This is a genomic window from Citrobacter sp. Cpo221 (assembly GCF_030332345.1).
Lineage (GTDB): Bacteria > Pseudomonadota > Gammaproteobacteria > Enterobacterales > Enterobacteriaceae > Citrobacter > Citrobacter portucalensis.
In genome coordinates this window covers 237,254-257,086 of the sequence record NZ_JAOWIA010000029.1, presented here as the reverse complement: position 1 = coordinate 257,086, position 19,833 = coordinate 237,254, and the positions used below count along the sequence as shown (strand labels likewise).

The following is a 19,833-nucleotide window of genomic DNA, read 5'->3' as shown; positions in this document are numbered from 1 at the left end:
TTTCAAAGCATTACTTTTGGCTACGGTGTCTGTGCAGCCACATCAGCTTATACGCAGCCGGAATAATGAATAGCGACAGCAATGGCGCGGTGATCATGCCGCCAATCATCGGCGCGGCGATGCGGCTCATGACTTCTGAGCCTGCTCCCGTCCCCCACAAGATAGGTAACAGACCCGCGATAATCACCGCCACGGTCATCGCTTTTGGCCGCACGCGCAGCACGGCACCGTGATATAACGCTTCATCCAGCTTGTCCGCCGTAAAGGTTTGCGGATTTTCCAGCGCGGGTTCGGCTTCAATAGCGTGGCGCAAGTACATCAGCATCACCACGCCAAACTCCGCAGCAACACCTGCCAGGGCGATAAATCCGGTCCCTGTTGCGACCGACATATGGAAACCCATCCAGTAAAGGAACCAGATGCCGCCCACCAGCGCAAAAGGCACACTGGTGATAATCAGCAGCGCTTCGCCAAAGCGACGGAAGGCCAGATAAAGCAAGACGAAGATAATCATCAGCGTCATTGGCACCATCAACTTGAGCTTATGGCTGGCGCGCTCAAGCAGCTCGAATTGCCCCGAAAACGCCACGCTGGTCCCCGGCTTTAACTGGACCTTTTCAGCAATAGCCTTTTTCAGATCGTTCACCACTGAGACCATGTCACGATCTCGGGCGTCGATGTAAATCCAACTGGTTGGTCGCGCATCTTCGGTTTTCAGCATCGAAGGCCCCGAAACCACCGTCACATCGGCGACATCCGCCAGCGTAATTTGCTGTTTCATGGGCGTCAGAATCGGCAGATTACTCAATGCTTCCGGGCTATCACGATAGCTCTGCGCATAGCGCAGGTTGATAGGATAGCGTGCAATCCCTTCCACCGTTTCGCCCACCATTGCCCCTCCTACCGCTGAAGTGACAAACAGCTGCACTGCACCTACGGTCATGCCGTACCGGGCCGCTTTTTCACGATTGATATCTACGTTGAGATAGCGTCCGCCCACCAGACGCTCGGCCAGCGCCGAAGAGACACCCGGCACGGTTCTGGCCACCTCTTCAATTTGCTCCGCCGTGGCGTCGATATCTGCCAGAACATTACCCGACACCTTAATGCCAATTGGGCTTTTGATCCCCGTAGAGAGCATGTCGATACGGTTACGAATCGGCGGAACCCACAGATTCGCCAACCCCGGCAAGCGTACGGTTTTGTCCAGCTCGGCGATGATTTTGTCCATCGTCATCCCCGGACGCCACTGGTCCTGCGGCTTCAGTTGGATCGTCGTTTCAACCATTTCCAGCGGCGCGGAGTCTGTTGCGGTTTCTGCCTTACCGGTTTTACCAAACACGCGTGCCACTTCAGGAATGGTCATGATCAGCTTGTCGGTTTTTTGCAGCATGTCCGCTGCCTGCGCCGCTGAGATCCCCGGCAATGTCGAAGGCATATACAGCAGATCACCTTCGTTAATCTGCGGCAGGAATTCACCACCGACTTTATTCAGCGGGTAGACAACCGTCAGTATTGAAAGCACCGCCACCAGAATGGTGGTCTTGGGCCAGTGCAACACCTTCAGCAACAACGGATGGTAAATACGGATCAGAAAACGGTTAAGCGGGTTGCTGCTTTCGGCCGGTATTTTTCCACGGATCCAGAATCCCATCAGGATCGGAATAACCACAATCGCCAGAAATGCCGCGCCTGCCATGGCATACGTTTTGGTGAACGCCAGCGGGCCAAACAGTCGCCCTTCTTGCCCCTCAAGCGTGAAAATGGGGATAAACGACAACGTGATGATCAACAGGCTGATGAACAATGCCGGGCCGACTTCTACCGAGGCGTCAGTAATAACCTTCCAGCGCGTTGCGTTATCGAGCTTTTCATTCGGATGATGATGCCCCCACTCTTCCAGCCGCTTATGGGCGTTTTCAATCATCACGATTGCGGCATCAACCATCGCCCCGACGGCAATGGCAATTCCCCCTAGCGACATGATGTTGGCGTTCAACCCCTGGAAATGCATCACGATAAACGCGATACACAGCCCCAGCGGCAGGGAAATAATCGCCACCAGCGCCGAACGCAGATGCCACAGGAACAACGCGCACACCAGCGCCACGACGATAAACTCTTCCAGCAGCTTGTAGCTGAGGTTATCAATGGCGCGATCGATGAGCTGACTGCGATCGTATGTTGTAACTACCTCTACGCCTTCCGGCAGGCTGCTTTTCAGCGTATCGAGCTTGGCTTTAACGGCAGAGATCACCTCACGCGCATTTTTACCGGAACGCAGGATAACCACCCCGCCCGCGACTTCGCCTTCGCCATTCAGTTCGGCGATCCCACGGCGCATTTCCGGCCCAATCTGTACGCGCGCCACATCGCGCAGGTAAACAGGTACACCGTCGGCCCCTGTTTTCAGGACGATGTTATTGAAATCATCAAGCGTTTGCAGATATCCACTGGCACGGACCATATATTCCGCTTCGGCCATCTCAACAGATGAGCCGCCCGCTTCCTGATTCGACGTATCCAGCGCCGATTTCACATCCGCCAGGCTGATGCCATATTGCGTCAGCTTCATCGGATCGATAACGACCTGATACTGTTTAACCACGCCGCCTACCGAGGCGACTTCCGCCACGTTAGGAATCGTTTTTAACTCATACTTTAAAAACCAGTCCTGAAGAGAACGTAATTCCGCCAGATCATGTTTCCCGCTGCGATCCACCAGCGCATACTCAAATATCCAGCCGACGCCCGTAGCGTCCGGTCCCATTTCCGCGCTAACGCCAGCCGGTAATTTTCCCTGAACCTGGTTGAGGTACTCCAGTACGCGCGAGCGCGCCCAGTAAGGATCGGTACCATCTTCGAAAATGACGTATACGTAAGAGTCGCCAAACTGCGAGAAACCGCGCACCGTCTTCGCGCCCGGAACCGACAGCATGGTGGTGGTCAGCGGGTAGGTCACCTGGTTTTCAACAAGTTGCGGCGCCTGACCCGGATAGCTGGTTTTGACGATCACCTGAACATCAGAGAGATCGGGCAGCGCATCAACCGGCGTATTGATGATGGTCCAGGTTCCCCAGACGCTGAGAAACAGCGCCCCCATCATCACCAGAAAACGGTTTGCCACCGAACGACGGATAATCCATTCAATCATTTATCATGTCCTCAGTGTGAATGGGTTGCCTGGGCTGGCATGGCGGCTGCGTCTTGCGTCTTACTGTACTGGGCGCGCATACGGTCCAGTGCGCCAGAGATATTCGCTTCGGAATCAATCAGGAACAGGCCACTGGACACCACTTTTTCGCCTTCGGTCAGGCCGGAGCGGATAGCCGTCAGCCCCTGAGATTCATGGAATACCGCAACCTGTTTCGGCACAAATCGGCCTTCGTTATCAACGGTGATTACCCGCTGCTCGGTACCCGTATCAATCAGCGCTTTAGACGGGATCAGCAGCATTGGCTCGCTTTGTGTTTTCAGTTGCAGGTAAGCATTCATCCCAGGCTTGAGCGCCTCATCGGGGTTATCAACCTGCAAACGGATTTGCAACGTCCGCGTGGTCGCATCAACGCTTGGTAAGATACTCCACTTGCTGATGGTGAAAGGCTTATCCGGCCAGGCGGGCACGGTGATGGTAAATTGCGAGGCATCTTTAATCAGCCAGGCGATTGATTCCGGAACCGACGCGCTGACCCATACCGGGTCCATACCCTGAATTTTCGCGACCACATTGTCTTTAGAAATGTTCATACCGGTACGCAAATCGAATGCGGTGATCACCCCATCGATAGGGGCTTTCAGGGTAAAGCGGGTCTGAATTTTACGCGTCGATTTTAAGCGCTGAATATCCGCTTCAGGCATTCCAGCCAGACGTAATCTCTCCAGAATCCCTTCCACCTGCGTCGCGCTACCTCCCGTTTCCCGCAGCAATAAATATTCACTCTGCGCCTCAACCCAATCAGGAATAGTCAGGTCGATCAGCGGCGAACCCTGCTTAATTTTGTCCCCCACTGTCAGCGGGTAAACCTTCTCGATAAAGCCCGCAGAACGTGCCTGAACAATAACAAACTGGTATTCGTTATAACTAACGTTGGCCGGGAAAGTTTGCGCGTAGTGCAGTGGTCCACGACGCACTGGCTCTGTTTTCAGCCCCAGGTTCTGGGTCTGTGTAGGATCGATGCGCACGCCTGGTGATGACGCGTTCGCGGTCTCTTCATCGGCATATTTCGGGATCAGATCCATATCCATAAACGGCGATTTACCCGGTTTATCGAAGCGCGTGTTCGGATACATGGGGTCATACCAGAACAACACTTTTCTGGCTTCTTTTTGCTGAACTGGCCCGGCTACAGACGATATTTTTGCCGATGAATAATAAGTATAAACACCGACAGAAATAATCCCGCCGGCAATCATGCTACCGAGAATAAGCGCGGTATTTTTAATATTTAAAGACGCCATAGTGATTTCCATTGCGCGATAGTCTCGCCCGCGTTCGCAAAAACCCGGGCAAGAATAAAAGAGACCAGCGAGAACGTTATTTACTGATGTGAATATCGCGTAACACAGAGAGATTTCCCTGCTGAACAAACGTAAACGCGACTTTATCGCCAGGCTTAATATCATCAGCCTTCGTATCAGCAACCAGCGTAAAGCGCATCGTCATGGCCGGCCAGTTCACCGCTGGAATAGGGTCATGTTTGATCGTGATTTTTTTACTCTCCATATCAACAGCTTCAATCACCCCGGTAGCACTAATGAGTTGTTCCTGTTGAGCCGCTGGCTGCATATTCATCATCTCGCCATGCTGATTTTCATTGGCCTGGGCGTTAAACATAACCACAGAGAAAAGGCTAAACAGTACGGCTTTGGCGGTAGTATTCATACATCATGCTCCTGAAAAGTTAATATTAAGGATTACTCCACCCAACCGCCGCCTAAGGCAGCAAACAGTTTAATTTCATTAACCTGTTGGGCGTAATTAAGATCGAGCAGCGATTGCCGCGTAGCGAATAAAGAACGTTCTGCGTCTAATACTTCGATATAGCTAACTGCACCATTCTGATAAAGCGCTCTGGCGCGCTGTAGTGTGATTTGCAATGAATCCAGGTAACGCTGCTGCCCGCTAATTTGATCGGCAATGCTTTGGCGCAACACCAGTGCATCCGCCACTTCTTTAAATGCGTTCTGAATTTTCTGTTCGTAATTCACTACCGACTGTTGCTGGCGAATTTCTGCCAGGTCGAGATTGGACTGATTACGTCCGGCGTTGAAGATTGGAAGATCTATTTTGGGGACAAAATTCCACATGCCGCTGGAGGCATTAAATAAATTGGAAAGATCGCTACTGCTACTGGACACGGAACTGGTCAAGGTTATAGACGGAAAAAATGCCGCCCGCGCAGCACCGATATTGGCATTTGCCGCCAATAATCCGTGCTCAGCTTCCATAATATCCGGGCGCTGCAACAGTATTTGCGATGAAAGCGATGGCGGCAGCGTTACCGGTTTAAGATCCCCACGGCTGCGCGCCTGGTCATCGGGTAATTTCCCGTATGTACCCAGCAACAGTTGCAGCGCGTTATTGGCCTGTGCCAACTCACCTTTACGCTTGGCAATTTCGCTACGCGTACTTTCAATCACACCGCGCGCTTGTTCCAACGCCAGTACGTTGGTGCTACCGGTTATCAGTTGCTTCTCTACAAAAGCGTAAGAGCGCTGATAGTTTTGCAGCGTTTCTTCGGCAACTTGCAACTGCGCGTAAGCGAGGCGCTGGTTGAAATAACTTTGCGACACGTTGGAAATTAATAAGATATGCACCGCCCGACGCGCCTCTTCGCTGGCGAAGAAGTTCTGCCGTTCGGCTTCACTCATATTTTTAAGTCGCCCAAAGAAATCCAGGTCGAAACTAAGATTGAGTCCAGCTTCGAATTCACGATCGGTGCTGCTATCACCTTTTAATTTACCGCTGTAGGTACCGCTGGAGCCTGCCGTGATTTGCGGATAACGGTCAGCGTCCGTGACGCCATACTGCGCTCGCGCTTCCTGAACCTTCAGCGTCGCCATGCGTAAATCGCGGTTATTGATCAGCGCCTCACCAATCAACGCCTTCACCTGGTCGTCAACAAAAAAGGTTCGCCACCCCGTGTCCTGGTATTCACCAGGAGCCGACACCAGGGAATTCTGGCTTAAAGAAAATTGCTGTGGCACCGGCAAAGCGGGGCGCTGATAGTCCGGCGCCAATGAACAACCAGCGAGCACGAATATAGCGCTGAGAGTAAGAAGCTTAAATTTGCTCATAGTTCTTCTCGTCCTGACCGGACTGATGTCCCTAAAATAAGTAGGAATTTATAGTCTTGTACTTTAACGAAGTGACTCTGTTTAACCGGTGACAGGAAAATGACAAAACTGTCATTTTCCTAATAACAGATTGCTATCCGATCCCGCTTCCCTAGAATTGAAAGTCCGCACAACCTGTGCGAGAAGGAGAATGCGATGAAGGTTTTGATAGTCGAAGATGAGAAAAAAACCGGTGAATACCTGACAAAAGGCCTGACGGAAGCGGGTTTTGTCGTGGATTTAGCGGATAACGGCCTGAACGGGTATCACCTGGCGATGACCGGCGATTACGACCTGCTCATACTCGACATCATGCTGCCGGATGTAAACGGCTGGGATATCGTGCGGATGCTGCGTTCCGCCAACAAAGGAATGCCCATTCTTCTCCTCACCGCACTGGGTACCATTGAGCATCGGGTTAAAGGTCTGGAATTGGGTGCTGATGATTACCTGGTTAAACCGTTTGCCTTCGCCGAACTGCTGGCACGGGTCAGAACGTTGCTACGTCGAGGCGCTGCGGTGATTGTCGAAAGCCAGTTTCAGGTCGCGGATTTAATGGTCGATCTGGTCAGCAGGAAAGTCACCCGCAGCGGTACGCGCATCACCCTGACCAGCAAAGAGTTTACGCTGCTTGAGTTTTTCCTGCGCCATCAGGGGGAAGTTTTACCCCGCTCACTGATCGCCTCCCAGGTCTGGGATATGAATTTTGACAGCGATACTAATGCTATCGACGTCGCTGTTAAGCGTCTGCGCGCCAAAATTGATAACGATTTTGAGCCGAAACTGATTCAGACCGTGCGCGGTGTGGGATATATGCTTGAGGTTCCTGATGACCAGTAAACGATGGCGGCGCCCTTTTTCACTGGCGACACGACTGACCTTTTTTATCAGCCTGGCGACAATTGCTTCATTTTTCGCCTTTGCATGGATAATGATCCACTCCGTGAAAGTCCACTTCGCCGAGCAGGACATCAACGATTTACAAGAGATTAGCGCCACGCTTGAGAGGATTATTAACCAACCCAACGAGCCAGAATCACGCCGCCTGGAAACGCTAAAAAATGTGGTGGAGGGTTATTCGAACGTCATTATTTCTCTGGAAGATAGCAACCAGAAGGCCATTTTCCATTCGCCCAATGCGCCGGATCTTCGGCAGTTTATCGCCAGTGCAAGGCCCGATAAAAATGCTCATGCCAGCGATGTTTTTATTATCTCAGGCCCCACACTGCAAACCTCCAAACATATCCACGGACAGAAAACATCGTCTAACTGGCGAATGATTCGCCTGCCGGTAGGACAACTTGCCGATGGAAAACCAGCGTATACGCTGTATCTGGCATTATCGATCGACTTTCATCTGCACTATATTAACGATCTGAAAAACAAGCTGATTATGACAGCATCGCTGATTAGCATGATGATTGTTTTTATCGTGTTGTTCGCCGTATACAAAGGTCATGAACCGATTCGTAACGTCAGTCGTCGCATCCAAAATATCACCTCGAAAGATCTCGATGTACGCCTCGATCCGCAAGCGGTTCCTATTGAACTGGAACAGCTGGTGAGTTCGTTTAATCACATGATCGAACGCATCGAGGACGTATTTAAACGCCAGTCGAACTTCTCAGCGGATATTGCCCATGAGATCCGCACGCCAATAACTAACCTCGTCACTCAAACGGAGATTGCGCTCAGCCAGACCCGCAGCCAAAAAGAGCTGGAAGATGTGCTGTATTCTAATCTCGAAGAGTTTGGCCGTATGTCGAAGATGGTGAGTGATATGCTGTTTCTGGCGCAGGCGGATAACAATCAGCTGATCCCAGAAAAAAAAGCGCTCAATCTGGCTGATGAGGTCGGTAAAGTATTCGACTTTTTCGAAGCCTGGGCTGAAGAGCGTGAGGTTGGTTTACGTTTTGAAGGACGTGCATGCTGGGTTTCTGGCGACCCATTAATGTTACGCCGTGCAATGAGTAATCTGCTGTCAAATGCCATGCGCTATACGCCAAAAGGCGAGTCGGTAACCGTGCGGGTGAAAGAGGCGGATGGCCAGGTGCAGATAGTCGTTGAGAATCCCGGAAACCCCATTCCCCCGCAACATCTTCCGCGACTCTTTGATCGCTTTTATCGAGTGGACCCTTCACGACAACGTAAGGGCGAAGGCAGCGGCATTGGTCTGGCGATTGTGAAATCGATTGTGACTGCCCATCAAGGAAAAGTCTCGGTGACTTCCGACCCTCATGCCACTCGCTTTATTCTGACGCTGCCCAAGCACGCGATGTAATTTATGGTGATGACGCTTATACCCGTCATCACCTGTTGTCTGACACAACCGTCATAATCCTGTCACGCCACTGACAGCCCCTATTAATTATACTTTCTTCCGTAAACCCAAACAGGAGAAATATGATGAATAAGATGTCCTCTTTTTTAGCTATCGCGTTTTTTATTTCAGCTGGCGTTAATGCGGCAGAAACACCCAAAATGCATCAGCAGGCCGCAATGGCTCATGAAATGATGAATAACAGCGACGCTCCTGCACATCAACAAATGGCACAAGCACACGCCGCGCAGGCAAATAATTCATCGTCAACATCAACCAATGCGCAATCATTTTCACAAATGAATGAACATGAAAAAGCGATGGTTGTTCACCAGTCAGTCAACAACAGCCATTCGTTTGCTCATGAGGTACAGGCTGAACAGCATCGTGCACAGATCTCCACTCAAGGGTAAAGACAAACTGTATTGACGACGATATCCATTAATAGGCTAAGTTTGAATATTGTGGACTACTCTCCCCACGCGGGTCTGTTTATAGACAAGCCCGCATCCTTGTTCACTGTTAATGTCAATATTAATAATTCATTAAATCCTTCATCTAAAAGTAACCACCTCTTAGTTCTCTATCCAAATTGTACAAAACAAGTAAATAAGCTGCTTATTATGTTGCGTATTACAACATTCATCACCTAATACTAATTATAAATTAGGATTCCCCCTGATATGCGTCGTTAATATTTAATGGGAGACTGCCGTCGTCATAAACATGACAGCCAAAAAGTTCGTATTCCTATAAATAAGCTTAATGATGATAGTGAGTGAAAAATGAATAAACGTCTGCTGACCCTCCTGGTCCTTGGCCTGACAACGGCCACAACGGCATGTGCAATTACCCCGGCAATGCAGAAAAAGTATGAACGTTCAGGTTGTACGCAAATGAGCGAACTCAATGGCTGTGATGTGAATAAATCCTATCAGTGGAACCGCGATCATGGCTTTATCGAGAACGATAACAGCCAGCAGAATCGTCATCATCGCCATGGTGAAGAGCAGCAAAATACCGCAGACCGGGATAACCACGATAATGCCGGTATTGATGGCAAATTCAGCGGAAATTACGTAGCCAAATTTGCCAATGGTCAACGCAGCGTTGATATTCACGTGGAAGATTCCGGCGTTTACGTCAATGGTAATGAAGTGCGTGACGTAAATACCTATAAGGATACGATGACCTTCCGTGTCGGCTATGCCACCTATACGATTAAAACAAATGGTCACGGTAGCTGGAATGACAGCGATGCAGGAAACGCAGGCAAAATTGTGCGTGAATGACGGATAACGTTAAAGAGCGCTGAGATCACAGCGCTCTCAAAACCGATGCATTACAATATGCCGTTTTAATACGGGAGTCAGGCATGGCTTTAACCCTCACGGTGCTGCTTGAAAACCGACGCGCTGCTGGCGCTGGAAAATCATTACTGGCCAAGCCTGGATTAAGTCTGTTAGTTCAGGATGAAACAACCACAATATTGTTTGATACCGGGCCGGATGGCAGCTTCATGCACAACGCTACGCAAATGGGCGTAGACCTGACCCAATTAACCGCCGTAGTACTTTCGCACGGTCATTATGATCACTGCGGCGGCGTGCCGTGGCTTGCGGATAACAGCCGTATCATTTGCCATCCTCAACTGGCCTGCGAGCGTTACGCATCGATAACGGTTGCGGGAATACCACGAAAAATTAAAAAACTCTCGCGAGATAACAACTACTCTCGATTCATAATGGAATACACCCGCGAGCCGCTGGCTATCAGCGATCGCTTTTTGTGGTCCGGAGAAATTAGCGTCCCCACGCCACAGTCCTATGGCGTGATTAGCGAGAAAAAACTCCAGCCAGATTACATCAGTGACGAAGGCGTATTGATCTATAAATCTGCACGCGAGTTAGTCATCATTACCGGTTGCGGGCATCGGGGAATAGAAAACATCGTACGCCATTGCCAGAAAATCACCGGGGTTAACAAAATTTATGCCCTCGTCGGTGGGTTTCATTTACGTGCAGCCTCCCCCGCTAAGCTATGGCGGACCCGACAATTTATTAAGCAACAACACCCCGAAAAACTGCTTGGCTGTCATTGCACCGGTTCGTGGGGGCGATTGTGGCTACCGCGAACTGACGCCCCGGCAACGGGAGATGTGATTGAGCTGGCTGAGTAACAACAGTAAAGCGTTGCCCAAACAGCAATAAAAAACGGGAGCCTTACGGCCCCCGTTTATCAGTCATCATTACATGGTGACAATTGCTGGTTCATCAAAGACGGTGAGTTTTGGCGCTTCACCGGTGTATTTTTCTGCGTATACCAGGCTGGTATTCCCGGCACAACCATTCGCCAGTCTTGAAGTCGGGATATCCGCCGTCAGCACGTTCGCACCGCCATTTTTACAGATACCGTTTTCAATATCCGGCCATGCGCCTTCATGAATACAGATGATGCCCGGTTTGATGCCGTCGCTGACATGCGCCCCAACCAGAACCTGTCCGCGAGCATTCCATACGCGGACCAGATCGCCCTCGGCAATCCCTCTGGCTTTTGCGTCATCCGGATGAATCGTCACCGGTTCACGATTGGCAATCGCGTATTCTTTACGCAGCGACGCGTAGTTCAGCTGGCTATGCAGACGATGTGCCGGGTGCGCCGTCAGTAGCTGCAGCTGATCTTTATCCGCAGTTCCTTTCCATTCATCCGGTTCAATCCAGGACGCATGCGGCGGACAGTCTTTATACTGATAGCCTTCAATCGTTTTCGAGTAGATTTCTATCTTGCCGCTCGGCGTTCCGAGTGCGTTCATCACCGGATCGCTGCGGAAATCCGCGTAGCGCACATATTTGTTATTCTTTTCATTCTCACGCATTTCGATCAGTTTATTCTGCTGCCAGAACGCGTTGAACTGAGGCATGGCGACACGCTGGGCGCGGGCGGCTTTTTGCGCGACGTCATAGAACTGCTTCAGCCACGCCATTTCGTCTTTGCCTTCGGTGTAGACAGCTTTCCCCCCCGGCTTGAGCATCTCAGCCAGATCGGCAAAGACGTCAAAATCACTACGCGCTTCAAACTGCGGCTCAATGACCTGCTTCATCGGTACCAGATGCTGGTTACTGTAATCACCGGTCATGGTCAGATCGTTACGCTCAAACGAGGTGGTGATTGGCAGAACGATATCGGCGTGTTTGGCCGCAGCGGTCCAGTAGCATTCAGAGATGACAACCAGTTCAGGCTTCTGCCAGGCTTTGATTAAGCGGTTGGTATCCTGATGATGGGTAAAGTTAGCGCCGCCCGCCCACCAGATCATTTTGATATCCGGGAAGGTTTGCTCTTTACCGTTATGTTGATATTTGCCGCCTGGGTTTTCCAGCGCCTCGACAATTCGCGCTACCGGCAGGCTGGTCACCGCATCGGAAACCGCCCAGTCATTACCTGCCGATGACCCACCCTCAATTTTGGCGGAGATCGCCGGTAAGACCCCACCGGTGCGCGTTGGGTTACCGCCGTTGGAATAGTGATAAGAGAACCCGAAGCCGCCGCCTTCGGTACCAATTTGCCCCAGCATCGCCGCCAGAGTCACCAGCATCCAGTGTTTTTGCTCACCGTATTGCTGGCGCTGAATCCCCCAACCTGCCATGAGCATGGTTTTGTTGCTGGAGAAAATTTCCGCCAGCTTTTCCAGTTGCTCAGCAGGCACGCCACACACGCCAGATGCCCACTCGGCGGTTTTCTCTACTTTATCGCTCTTGCCGAGCAGGTACTCTTCAAACTGCGGATATCCGGTGGTGTATTTTTCCAGGAAGGCTTTGTCGTGAAGGTTTTTCTTCACCAGCGTATGGGCTATCCCTAACATCATTGCCACATCGGTCCCCATATGTGGCGCAATCCAGGTCGCGTTATCACCAAAGAACTCGATAGTTTCAGAACGCATCGGATCGATGGCGATGACGCTTTTCCCTGATTTCTTCAGCAGATTAAAGTATTCAATCCCTTGTTCATCCGTGCTGCTCCAGGCAATCTTAAGGGTGTTGAGCGGATTCATCCCCCACAGCACCACGACCTGACTGTGCTCAAGCACCATCGGCCAGGTGGTTTGCTGCTCATAAACCTCAACCGATCCCACAACGTATGGCATGATCACCTGCGCGGCACCGGTTGAATAATCTCCGGTATGCCCGGCGTAGCCACCGGCCATGCTCATATAGCGTTGCAGTAAGGTTTGCGCCTTATGCAGAACGCCGCTGGATCGCCAGCCATAAGAACCGGCAAATATCGAAGCGGGACCATAGCTGCTGCGGATCCGGCTGTGCTGTTCATGAATGAGCTTCAGCGCTTGCTCCCAGCTAACCCGCACGAAAGGATCGTTACCGCGTTTGCCATCCGCTTTACCCGGGTTTTCCAGATAGCTTTTGCGCACCATCGGATACTTAACGCGGATATTGGTATGAACCTGATCTGGCGCGGTTTGCTGTAATGAGTTCGGCACCGTTTTCAGCAACGCACCTTTTGAGGAAACCACTTTTCCGTCTTTTACTTCCACGTATACCGCACCCCAACGTGCTGCCGTCAGGATTGCCCCGCCATTCTGGCCTTCGGCCCAGGCTGGCATTGGGATCACCGAAGAAATCGCCATTGTCCCGGTTGCCACGCCAGCCGTCTTAATAAAGTCACGTCTTGTGAGTTTCATGATTTCTCCTGATTGATCGCTTATTTATTCATGTCTTTAGCGTTGTACTGGAAGTAACGGCTCAGGATATCCAGTTCGGTTTCACTGATATTGGTGCGAGCCCCCATCCCTTTGGCTACTGAAGGCCAGGCGTTGAGCGTGAAATGATTCGCCGGAATTGGCGCATGACAGCCTGCGCAGTACACATTGTCGAGTTTGCGCGCGTAATCCCACATAGGTTCACGGCTGGCGAGAGCGGAACCACTCCATTCCCCTTGCAGCACGACATCTCGCCACGCATTGCCGTAATCATCCTTTTTCCAGTTGGAGAGGATCTTCAGCGACTGTTGACCTTTTTCACTCAGGCTGGCGAGAATCAAACGCTGCCCTGCTGCGTAGTAAATAACCTGTTCACTTCCTTGCATCTGGCTACCGCGAATCTCGACCAATCGCGTGTTGTCCGTTGTTTTCAGGACCTGCATTTTGGTTGCCGGGTAAACGGTTCCCAGATCGCCCAACGCGGTGTTGCTTACAGCATAAAGTTCAGTTGCTGAAGCTGGGGTGGAGGCTGACTGCGCTTCAAGCCCTTTAAGCGCGCTGTCATCCATTTTTATTTCAGGTGGGAAATGGGCGACGCCTTTATGGCAATCAATACAGGTTTGCTTTTCCGCGATGCCCATTTTGTGCATCTTCTGAGCATCCGCGCTTTGTGCGGCAAGATCCATGGCGTCCATACTGTGGCAGCTACGGCAGGTCGCAGAATCATTAGCCTTGAGCTGTGCCCAAACGGTTTGCGCCATCTCCAGACGGTGTTCTTCAAATTTTTCCGGGGTATCGATTTTTTTGGTTATGAACTGATGATAAACATCTTTTGAGGCCCGCAGCTTAGCCACCAGAAAATCCAGACCGCCCTCCGGGATATGACAGTCCGCGCATTCTGCGCGAATGCCTTTCTGATTCTGGAAGTGAACCGAGCCGGTATATTCCTCATAAGGTGCCTGCATCGTATGGCACGACAAACAAAATTCCGTGCTCGAGGTTTTGTGCAATGTCCATTGCCCAGCCAACACAATAATAGCCCCAAGAGCAATGCACAGCAGCATCGTCCATAGGATAGTTTTATTTATTTTTCTCATCTTTTATTTCCATCAGACGAATACCCTTTTAGGGGTAGACAATAAATATACTAAAGCAGCTACTTATTGATATTCATCAAGCGAAGAGAGAAATAAGAATCAGCTAACGGGTAAGTTTGAAGGGGCTCGCATAATTAATGAGAACGAAATGTAAATATCAAATTCCGTTTAAAATCAGAATTTTAATCTCAACCTACGGTTTAATTAACTATTAATTATGGAAATATAAGAATAAAAATCCAATAATTACTGAGGTGCGTTAAAATTCATCCCTTAGCGACACTCGTTATATAATAAAATATACAATGAAAAGACATGAAAATGAATCCTTTTCTATTTCGAGATGACAAGCATTTACGAAGAGACTTCCCTTTTAGTTTTTGCTCAGATATATATTCACGATAAGACTTGCGGCGCACACCTTTCATTGACGTACATTTTATGCATGCAATCTTGATCTGGTCACTTATTATACAGAGACGACTTTCGCTACACTCAGAGTAGAGGTAAACAAACAGGAGGTAGTGAATATGTATCGCTCAATTCTGGTGCCCATTGATATCTCTGAAACCGATTTAACTCGTCATGTTGTTCCGCAGGTCCAGGCGCATGCCAAAACCGCGAAGGTTCACTTTTTAGCCGTTATTCCTACCGTTCCGTTCTATGCCTCGCTGGGGCTGGCCTACTCTACCGAATTTCCGGACAGAAGTGGTTTGCAGGCCAAGGCCAGCGAAAAACTCGAAGAGATTATTAAGCAGTTCAATATTCCTGCGGGCAGGAGTCAGACTCACATCGTTTACGGCCCACCAAAAGATCAGATCCTCAAGGTGGCGGAAGCGGTGGACGCCGAGCTTATTGTCATTGCCTCACATAAGCCCGGTTTTAGCACGTATTTGCTGGGGTCAACGGCGGCAGCCGTAGTCCGCCACGCGAAATGCCCGGTGCTGGTTGTGCGGTGATAGGGTTAAAACGGGAGCGAATGTGCTCCCGTTTTTCTGTGGCTCAGGCCATCACTCAGTTCTGATGATCCAGCCTGACAAATGCCAGCAGCAGCTGGCTCAACGCACCGTAGAAACCAAAGTCATCATATCTGCGGCATTTAGTGGTGAACTCCGGTAACCAGCGTAACAGCCCCGCCAGCGTTTCTCTGCGCAACGCATCAATACGCTGACGGCTAACCCCTGGCTCACCAAGAGAAAAATGCAGATGACTCAGCAGTTCGATAAAAATCGCCAGATGATCGGCTGATTCGCTAAACGTATCGCTTACCTGCATGCCCGCATCAGATAACAGTTGTTTAATGACCCCGTAGTTTGGCCCTTCTTCAAGATGAGCCGATGCGTAGGGTAACGCTGCGTGTTTATCCGACATCAGGAACAGGCTGCAAAAATCAGCCGCCAGTTCCAGAGTAGCGTCTTCACGGACCTTGAGCGCGGCAATTTTCGCTTCCAGTTGAAGAACCTGCGCCTCAAGCAGCGGCTCGCCTTTGAGCACCGCGAACCACTCAGCCATTTCGCTGGACTGCAATTGCGCTAATCCTTCACCGTCACGCTCCTGGGAAAACATTTGCGCCAGCCAGGCATAAACGCAGGCCATCTGTTCTGTTGTCAGGGAGGTGTCTTTTATCATGACTTCACCTGCTCAGCCGGGACATATTCACACTGCGCCACCATTTTTATTGGGCCGCTGAACGCCGTCACGTTATCCACTTTGCCGGTATACTTCTCAATTTCCACCAGCGTAGTATGCGCACTGGTCGCCTGCGCCAGCTGAGACGTGCCGATATCCAGGGTTAACACGTTCGGATTGCCATATTTACACAGCGCTCCGATTTCTCCACCGTTATCAGGATCGTACCAGGCACCTTCATGGATGCGCGCCACGCCCGGCGAGTAGAGATCGGAGACAACCGCGCCGGCCAGCACTTGTCCACGCGCGTTAAATACACGAACTATATCGCCGTTGCGGATCCCCCTGGCGCTGGCATCCTGCGGATTAATAAACACCGGCTCTTTGCCACCTACCGCGTAATGCTTACGCAGCGCTTCGGACTCGCAGAGCTGTGAATGCAAACGGAAATCCGGGTGGACGGATTGCAGATGCAGCGGCCAACGTTGCGATCCAGGCCCACCGTGTGAACGTTCGATTTTCTCAAACCACATCGGATGTCCCTGGCAATCGTCATATTGCATATCGGCAATAGTTTTCGAATAGATCTCGATCAAACCGCTCGGCGTCCCCAGAGGTTCAAGGTCAGGATCTTCGCGGAAGGCCTGATGGCGGACAAACATCTGCGGATGTTCGAATTCAACGTACTCTTGCTGATTCCAGAAAACGTCGAAAGCCGGAAGATGAACACCGCGTCCCTTCCCTTGCTGGCTTCCTTCCTGCCAGATGCGCTTCAACCAACCCATCTCATCCAGCCCTTCTGTGAACGCTTCTTCACGGTTAAAGCGGCGGCAAAGATCGCGGAAAATATCGAAATCATTACGCGCTTCAAACTGCGGCTGCACCAGCTGCTTCATAGCGATAATGCCGCGGTTGGAGTGGTTGCCATACTGGTCAAGATCGTTACGTTCAAACTGGGTCGTCGCCGGCAATACGATGTCAGCGAACCGACAGGTCGACGTCCACTGATTGTCGATGGCGATAACGGTTTCCAGCTTACGCCAGCCCTCAATAATACGGTTGATCTGCTGGTGACGATGGAACGGGTTGGTCCCGGCAAAAACGCACATCTTCAACGGTGGCAGCTTGACGGTTTTACCGTTCCAGTTAATGCTCTTGCCCGGCTCCAGAATCGCATCGATAAAACGCGCGATCGGGATGGTACTGCTGTAGCCCTTATAATCGGTACTGTCATGTACCGGTGGAACGGTGGTGGAACCAGAAAATCCGCTCAGGATAACGCCTTTACGCCCTGGGGTGCCCGCGCCGTTGTAGTGCCAGCCAAAGCCAAATCCTCCCCCGGGTAAGCCAATTTGCCCAAGCATTGAGGCCAGCACCACGATCATCCACGCCCACTGTTCCCCGTGCTGCATACGCTGCACGCACCAGCCGGCAATAATTTGCGTTCTGCCGCCCGCCATCTGCCGTGCCAGTTCACGGATTGTCTCAGCATCAATCCCGCAGATTTTTTCCGCCCACTGGGCATCTTTAGGCTGTCCGTCACTTTCTCCCAGCAGATAAGGCCGAAATTGCTCAAACCCAACGCAGTAGTTCTCGAGGAAATGCTTATCGTAGAGCTTCTCGGTATACAGCGTGTGTGCCAGCGCCAGCTGTAGCGGTACATCAGCCTGCGGATTCACGGCGATGTGCTTAACCTTGTCGCGGCCCAGGTAGTCATGAGTCGAGGTGACGACCGGGTCAACGCTGATGACCGAAATCTCGCCCCGTGCCACTTTTTCCTTCAGTTGCTCGTAGTATTCGTAGACATCATGATCCGGACACCACCAGTTCGCCTGCTGGTTTTTGATGAGATCAGAACCCCACAGCACAATGGTTTTGCTGTTTTCGAGTACCAGTGGCCAGGAGGTTTGCTGCTCATAGACCTCCATTGATCCCACCACACGTGGCAGAATGACCTGAGCGGCACCGGTGGAATAGTCGCCCCCCGTACTCACGCTGTTGCCATGCAGCGCAATGGCACGCGCCAGCATCCCGGAAGCATTGTGGAACATCCCGGTCGATTGCCAGCCGCTGGCCGTTAGCAGCGCGCTCGGACCATAAGTCTTCTGAATGCGCTCCAGTTCCTGATAGAAGAAATCCAGCGCTTCATCCCACGAAACGCGCACAAAGCGGTTATCTCCACGTTGCGAGGTATCGCTCTGATGGCGTTTACGCAACCAGTCCACGCGAACCATCGGGTAGCGAATACGCGCTCCACCATGTACGTGATCCGGGAGTCCGGCGATCATTTTTGACGGGTATTTATCGCGCTCGAACGGCCTGGCCTCAATGAAACGACCGTCAACCACGGTGGCACGAATGGCCCCCCAGTGAGAACCGGTCAGAATCCCCTCTTTGACGCCTGCCCCCTGCACCTCTGCGGCATTAGCGCTACGCGGCGTGAGCAGCGAAGGCCCTAACATGCCTGCTACGGTCAAGCCGCCCAGTTGCAGCAAAAAACGTCGGCGCGATGCCTGAAAGAGATCGTTATTTTTCATTGCTTTCTCCCTTATCGCCATGCGGCTTATCCGTAGTGTCAGAGGCATTCATTTGCAGATATTTCAGCAAGGTACGTTCTTCACGTTTATCCAGACTGGTAAATCCAATCATGCCGTTCAACGTGCCAATCCAACCGTTAGCATCAAAGTGTTCTTTCTCTGGTGCGCCGTGGCATTGGTTACAGGTTCCGTTATAGAGTGAGTCGGCATAAGCCCAGATCGGTTTGATGTCGTTGACCATATCGCCCTTCTGCATCCAGGCAGTGGCCTGCAATTTACTCCATGGCGTATTCGTTTCCGCAACGGTGGTTTGCTCCAGCGTCTTCACGTGCTGCTGGATGTCGCCACGAATGGAAGCCACAAAAATGCGCTTGCCCGGCAGTTGCGCCAACACGCGCTGACGCCCATTACTCTCGGTCCAGCCGACAATTTCAATTTGCAGCCAGTCACCATCACGCTTTAACACTTTCACTTCAGAAGCGGGCAGCAGTGAGCCTGCAGGTTCTTTATCACCTTTGGCGGCATAAATAGGTTTGATGTCCAGAGAGTAGAGCGTCTCGCCATCGTCGTTCGCCCTGGCGCGTAACTCATCAAACTGCTTGCGGAAACCGCTGCTCATATCGGGAAGCTGGTGTGCAATACCTTTATGGCAGTCGATACAGGATTGGTTGTCCTTGGCCGCAATCTTCATCTGGCGCGCAGCTTCAGGATGTTGTTTAGCGTGGTCCATCGCATCATAGTCATGACAAGAACGACAGGTCGCGGAGTTGTTCTCCTTCATTCGCGCCCATTCGCGCTCCGCCAGCTCAGCGCGTTTGGCTTCGAATTTCTCTGGAGTATCAATAGAGTGGGCAACAAAGGTTTGGTAAATATCGTTGCTGGCCTCCAGCTTACGTTTCACCATGCCTGGAATATCGGATGGAATGTGGCAGTCATGACATTCTGCGCGTACCCCGGAGGCATTCTGAAAATGTGCAGACTGTTTATATTCTTCGTAAACCGGCTGCATACTGTGGCAGCTCACGCAAAACTCGGTAGAACTGGTTAATTTAATACCAACGTGCGGCAAGACGATCAGCGCAATACCGACCACAATCCCGATAACGACCAGCGCCAACACTGACCAACGTGCGCTCGGTCTGAGCAGCGCCCTCCATAGTTTCCGCATAATAGCCCCTGTAATCTTATGGTTTAGTTACAGAG

General features: G+C 51.2%; 15 protein-coding genes. 6 read left to right on the top strand and 9 right to left on the bottom strand.

From position 1 onward, the window contains the following. Positions 1–10: 10 nt before the first annotated feature. From OGY72_RS02400 to OGY72_RS02385, 4 genes are all read right to left on the bottom strand, one after another. Positions 11–3,154: a CusA/CzcA family heavy metal efflux RND transporter gene (locus tag OGY72_RS02400; protein ID WP_286546594.1), complete on the bottom strand. Its 3,144-nt coding sequence runs from the start codon at positions 3,152–3,154 to the stop codon at positions 11–13. Positions 3,155–3,165: 11 nt separating this feature from the next. Further along, complete coding sequence (locus tag OGY72_RS02395) at positions 3,166–4,458, bottom strand: efflux RND transporter periplasmic adaptor subunit (RefSeq protein WP_149281858.1); 1,293 nt, start codon at positions 4,456–4,458, stop codon at positions 3,166–3,168. A gap of 76 nt (positions 4,459–4,534) precedes the next feature. Next, positions 4,535–4,882 (bottom strand): cation efflux system protein CusF, encoded by a 348-nt coding sequence (gene cusF / locus OGY72_RS02390; protein WP_008784023.1) that lies wholly within the window; start codon positions 4,880–4,882, stop codon positions 4,535–4,537. Positions 4,883–4,914: 32 nt separating this feature from the next. Continuing rightward, complete coding sequence (locus OGY72_RS02385; protein ID WP_126318928.1) at positions 4,915–6,297, bottom strand: efflux transporter outer membrane subunit; 1,383 nt, start codon at positions 6,295–6,297, stop codon at positions 4,915–4,917. Between the two features lie 195 nt (positions 6,298–6,492). Between OGY72_RS02385 and cusR the strand changes: the two genes are divergently transcribed. The 5 genes from cusR to OGY72_RS02360 all read left to right on the top strand — a co-directional run bounded on the left by cusR (position 6,493) and on the right by OGY72_RS02360 (position 10,835). Then, positions 6,493–7,176 carry a copper response regulator transcription factor CusR gene (gene cusR / locus OGY72_RS02380; RefSeq protein WP_003831137.1) on the top strand — a complete coding sequence of 228 codons (684 nt, stop codon included), beginning with the start codon at positions 6,493–6,495 and terminating at the stop codon, positions 7,174–7,176. Further along, positions 7,166–8,617: a Cu(+)/Ag(+) sensor histidine kinase gene (locus OGY72_RS02375; RefSeq protein ID WP_126318930.1), complete on the top strand. Its 1,452-nt coding sequence runs from the start codon at positions 7,166–7,168 to the stop codon at positions 8,615–8,617. Before cusR ends, OGY72_RS02375 begins: the two co-directional genes overlap by 11 nt. A 125-nt stretch (positions 8,618–8,742) precedes the next feature. Further along, positions 8,743–9,069 carry a PcoE/SilE family metal-binding protein gene (locus OGY72_RS02370; protein WP_286546993.1) on the top strand — a complete coding sequence of 109 codons (327 nt, stop codon included), beginning with the start codon at positions 8,743–8,745 and terminating at the stop codon, positions 9,067–9,069. A gap of 372 nt (positions 9,070–9,441) precedes the next feature. Beyond that, positions 9,442–9,948 carry a hypothetical protein gene (locus tag OGY72_RS02365; protein ID WP_286546585.1) on the top strand — a complete coding sequence of 169 codons (507 nt, stop codon included), beginning with the start codon at positions 9,442–9,444 and terminating at the stop codon, positions 9,946–9,948. 83 nt (positions 9,949–10,031) lie between these two features. Next, positions 10,032–10,835: an MBL fold metallo-hydrolase gene (locus tag OGY72_RS02360; RefSeq protein ID WP_286546583.1), complete on the top strand. Its 804-nt coding sequence runs from the start codon at positions 10,032–10,034 to the stop codon at positions 10,833–10,835. A gap of 69 nt (positions 10,836–10,904) precedes the next feature. Here OGY72_RS02360 and OGY72_RS02355 read toward each other — a convergent pair whose 3' ends face one another. Together OGY72_RS02355 and OGY72_RS02350 are read right to left on the bottom strand one after the other, a co-directional pair. Beyond that, positions 10,905–13,349: a trimethylamine-N-oxide reductase 2 gene (locus OGY72_RS02355; RefSeq protein ID WP_286546581.1), complete on the bottom strand. Its 2,445-nt coding sequence runs from the start codon at positions 13,347–13,349 to the stop codon at positions 10,905–10,907. A gap of 20 nt (positions 13,350–13,369) precedes the next feature. Continuing rightward, on the bottom strand, positions 13,370–14,464 hold the full coding sequence (locus tag OGY72_RS02350) for a NapC/NirT family cytochrome c (protein WP_286546579.1): 1,095 nt from the start codon (positions 14,462–14,464) through the stop codon (positions 13,370–13,372). Positions 14,465–14,994: 530 nt separating this feature from the next. On the opposite strand from OGY72_RS02350, the gene uspF reads away from it, so the two are divergent. Beyond that, on the top strand, positions 14,995–15,423 hold the full coding sequence (gene uspF / locus OGY72_RS02345) for a universal stress protein UspF (RefSeq protein WP_286546574.1): 429 nt from the start codon (positions 14,995–14,997) through the stop codon (positions 15,421–15,423). A gap of 55 nt (positions 15,424–15,478) precedes the next feature. On the opposite strand, the gene torD is transcribed toward uspF, so the two are convergent. Genes torD through torC form a run of 3 tightly spaced genes read right to left on the bottom strand, consistent with a single transcriptional unit; the run spans position 15,479 to position 19,798 of the window. Beyond that, entirely contained in the window at positions 15,479–16,093 is a 615-nt protein-coding gene (gene torD, locus OGY72_RS02340; RefSeq protein ID WP_149384097.1) for a molecular chaperone TorD, read from the bottom strand. Then, entirely contained in the window at positions 16,090–18,630 is a 2,541-nt protein-coding gene (gene torA / locus OGY72_RS02335; RefSeq protein WP_286546565.1) for a trimethylamine-N-oxide reductase TorA, read from the bottom strand. Before torA ends, torD begins: the two co-directional genes overlap by 4 nt. Further along, positions 18,620–19,798, bottom strand: a complete 1,179-nt coding sequence (torC, locus tag OGY72_RS02330; protein WP_003831126.1) for a pentaheme c-type cytochrome TorC — start codon at positions 19,796–19,798, stop codon at positions 18,620–18,622. The genes torA and torC overlap by 11 nt, the downstream gene beginning before the upstream one ends. Positions 19,799–19,833 lie beyond the last annotated feature (35 nt).

Coding starts and splice junctions, on each gene's coding strand:
- OGY72_RS02400 (WP_286546594.1), bottom strand. CDS start 3,154: ATGATTGAATGGATTATCCGTCGTTCGGTGGCAAACCGTTTTCTGGTG.
- OGY72_RS02395 (WP_149281858.1), bottom strand. CDS start 4,458: ATGGCGTCTTTAAATATTAAAAATACCGCGCTTATTCTCGGTAGCATG.
- cusF (WP_008784023.1), bottom strand. CDS start 4,882: ATGAATACTACCGCCAAAGCCGTACTGTTTAGCCTTTTCTCTGTGGTT.
- OGY72_RS02385 (WP_126318928.1), bottom strand. CDS start 6,297: ATGAGCAAATTTAAGCTTCTTACTCTCAGCGCTATATTCGTGCTCGCT.
- cusR (WP_003831137.1), top strand. CDS start 6,493: ATGAAGGTTTTGATAGTCGAAGATGAGAAAAAAACCGGTGAATACCTG.
- OGY72_RS02375 (WP_126318930.1), top strand. CDS start 7,166: ATGACCAGTAAACGATGGCGGCGCCCTTTTTCACTGGCGACACGACTG.
- OGY72_RS02370 (WP_286546993.1), top strand. CDS start 8,743: ATGAATAAGATGTCCTCTTTTTTAGCTATCGCGTTTTTTATTTCAGCT.
- OGY72_RS02365 (WP_286546585.1), top strand. CDS start 9,442: ATGAATAAACGTCTGCTGACCCTCCTGGTCCTTGGCCTGACAACGGCC.
- OGY72_RS02360 (WP_286546583.1), top strand. CDS start 10,032: ATGGCTTTAACCCTCACGGTGCTGCTTGAAAACCGACGCGCTGCTGGC.
- OGY72_RS02355 (WP_286546581.1), bottom strand. CDS start 13,349: ATGAAACTCACAAGACGTGACTTTATTAAGACGGCTGGCGTGGCAACC.
- OGY72_RS02350 (WP_286546579.1), bottom strand. CDS start 14,464: ATGAGAAAAATAAATAAAACTATCCTATGGACGATGCTGCTGTGCATT.
- uspF (WP_286546574.1), top strand. CDS start 14,995: ATGTATCGCTCAATTCTGGTGCCCATTGATATCTCTGAAACCGATTTA.
- torD (WP_149384097.1), bottom strand. CDS start 16,093: ATGATAAAAGACACCTCCCTGACAACAGAACAGATGGCCTGCGTTTAT.
- torA (WP_286546565.1), bottom strand. CDS start 18,630: ATGAAAAATAACGATCTCTTTCAGGCATCGCGCCGACGTTTTTTGCTG.
- torC (WP_003831126.1), bottom strand. CDS start 19,798: ATGCGGAAACTATGGAGGGCGCTGCTCAGACCGAGCGCACGTTGGTCA.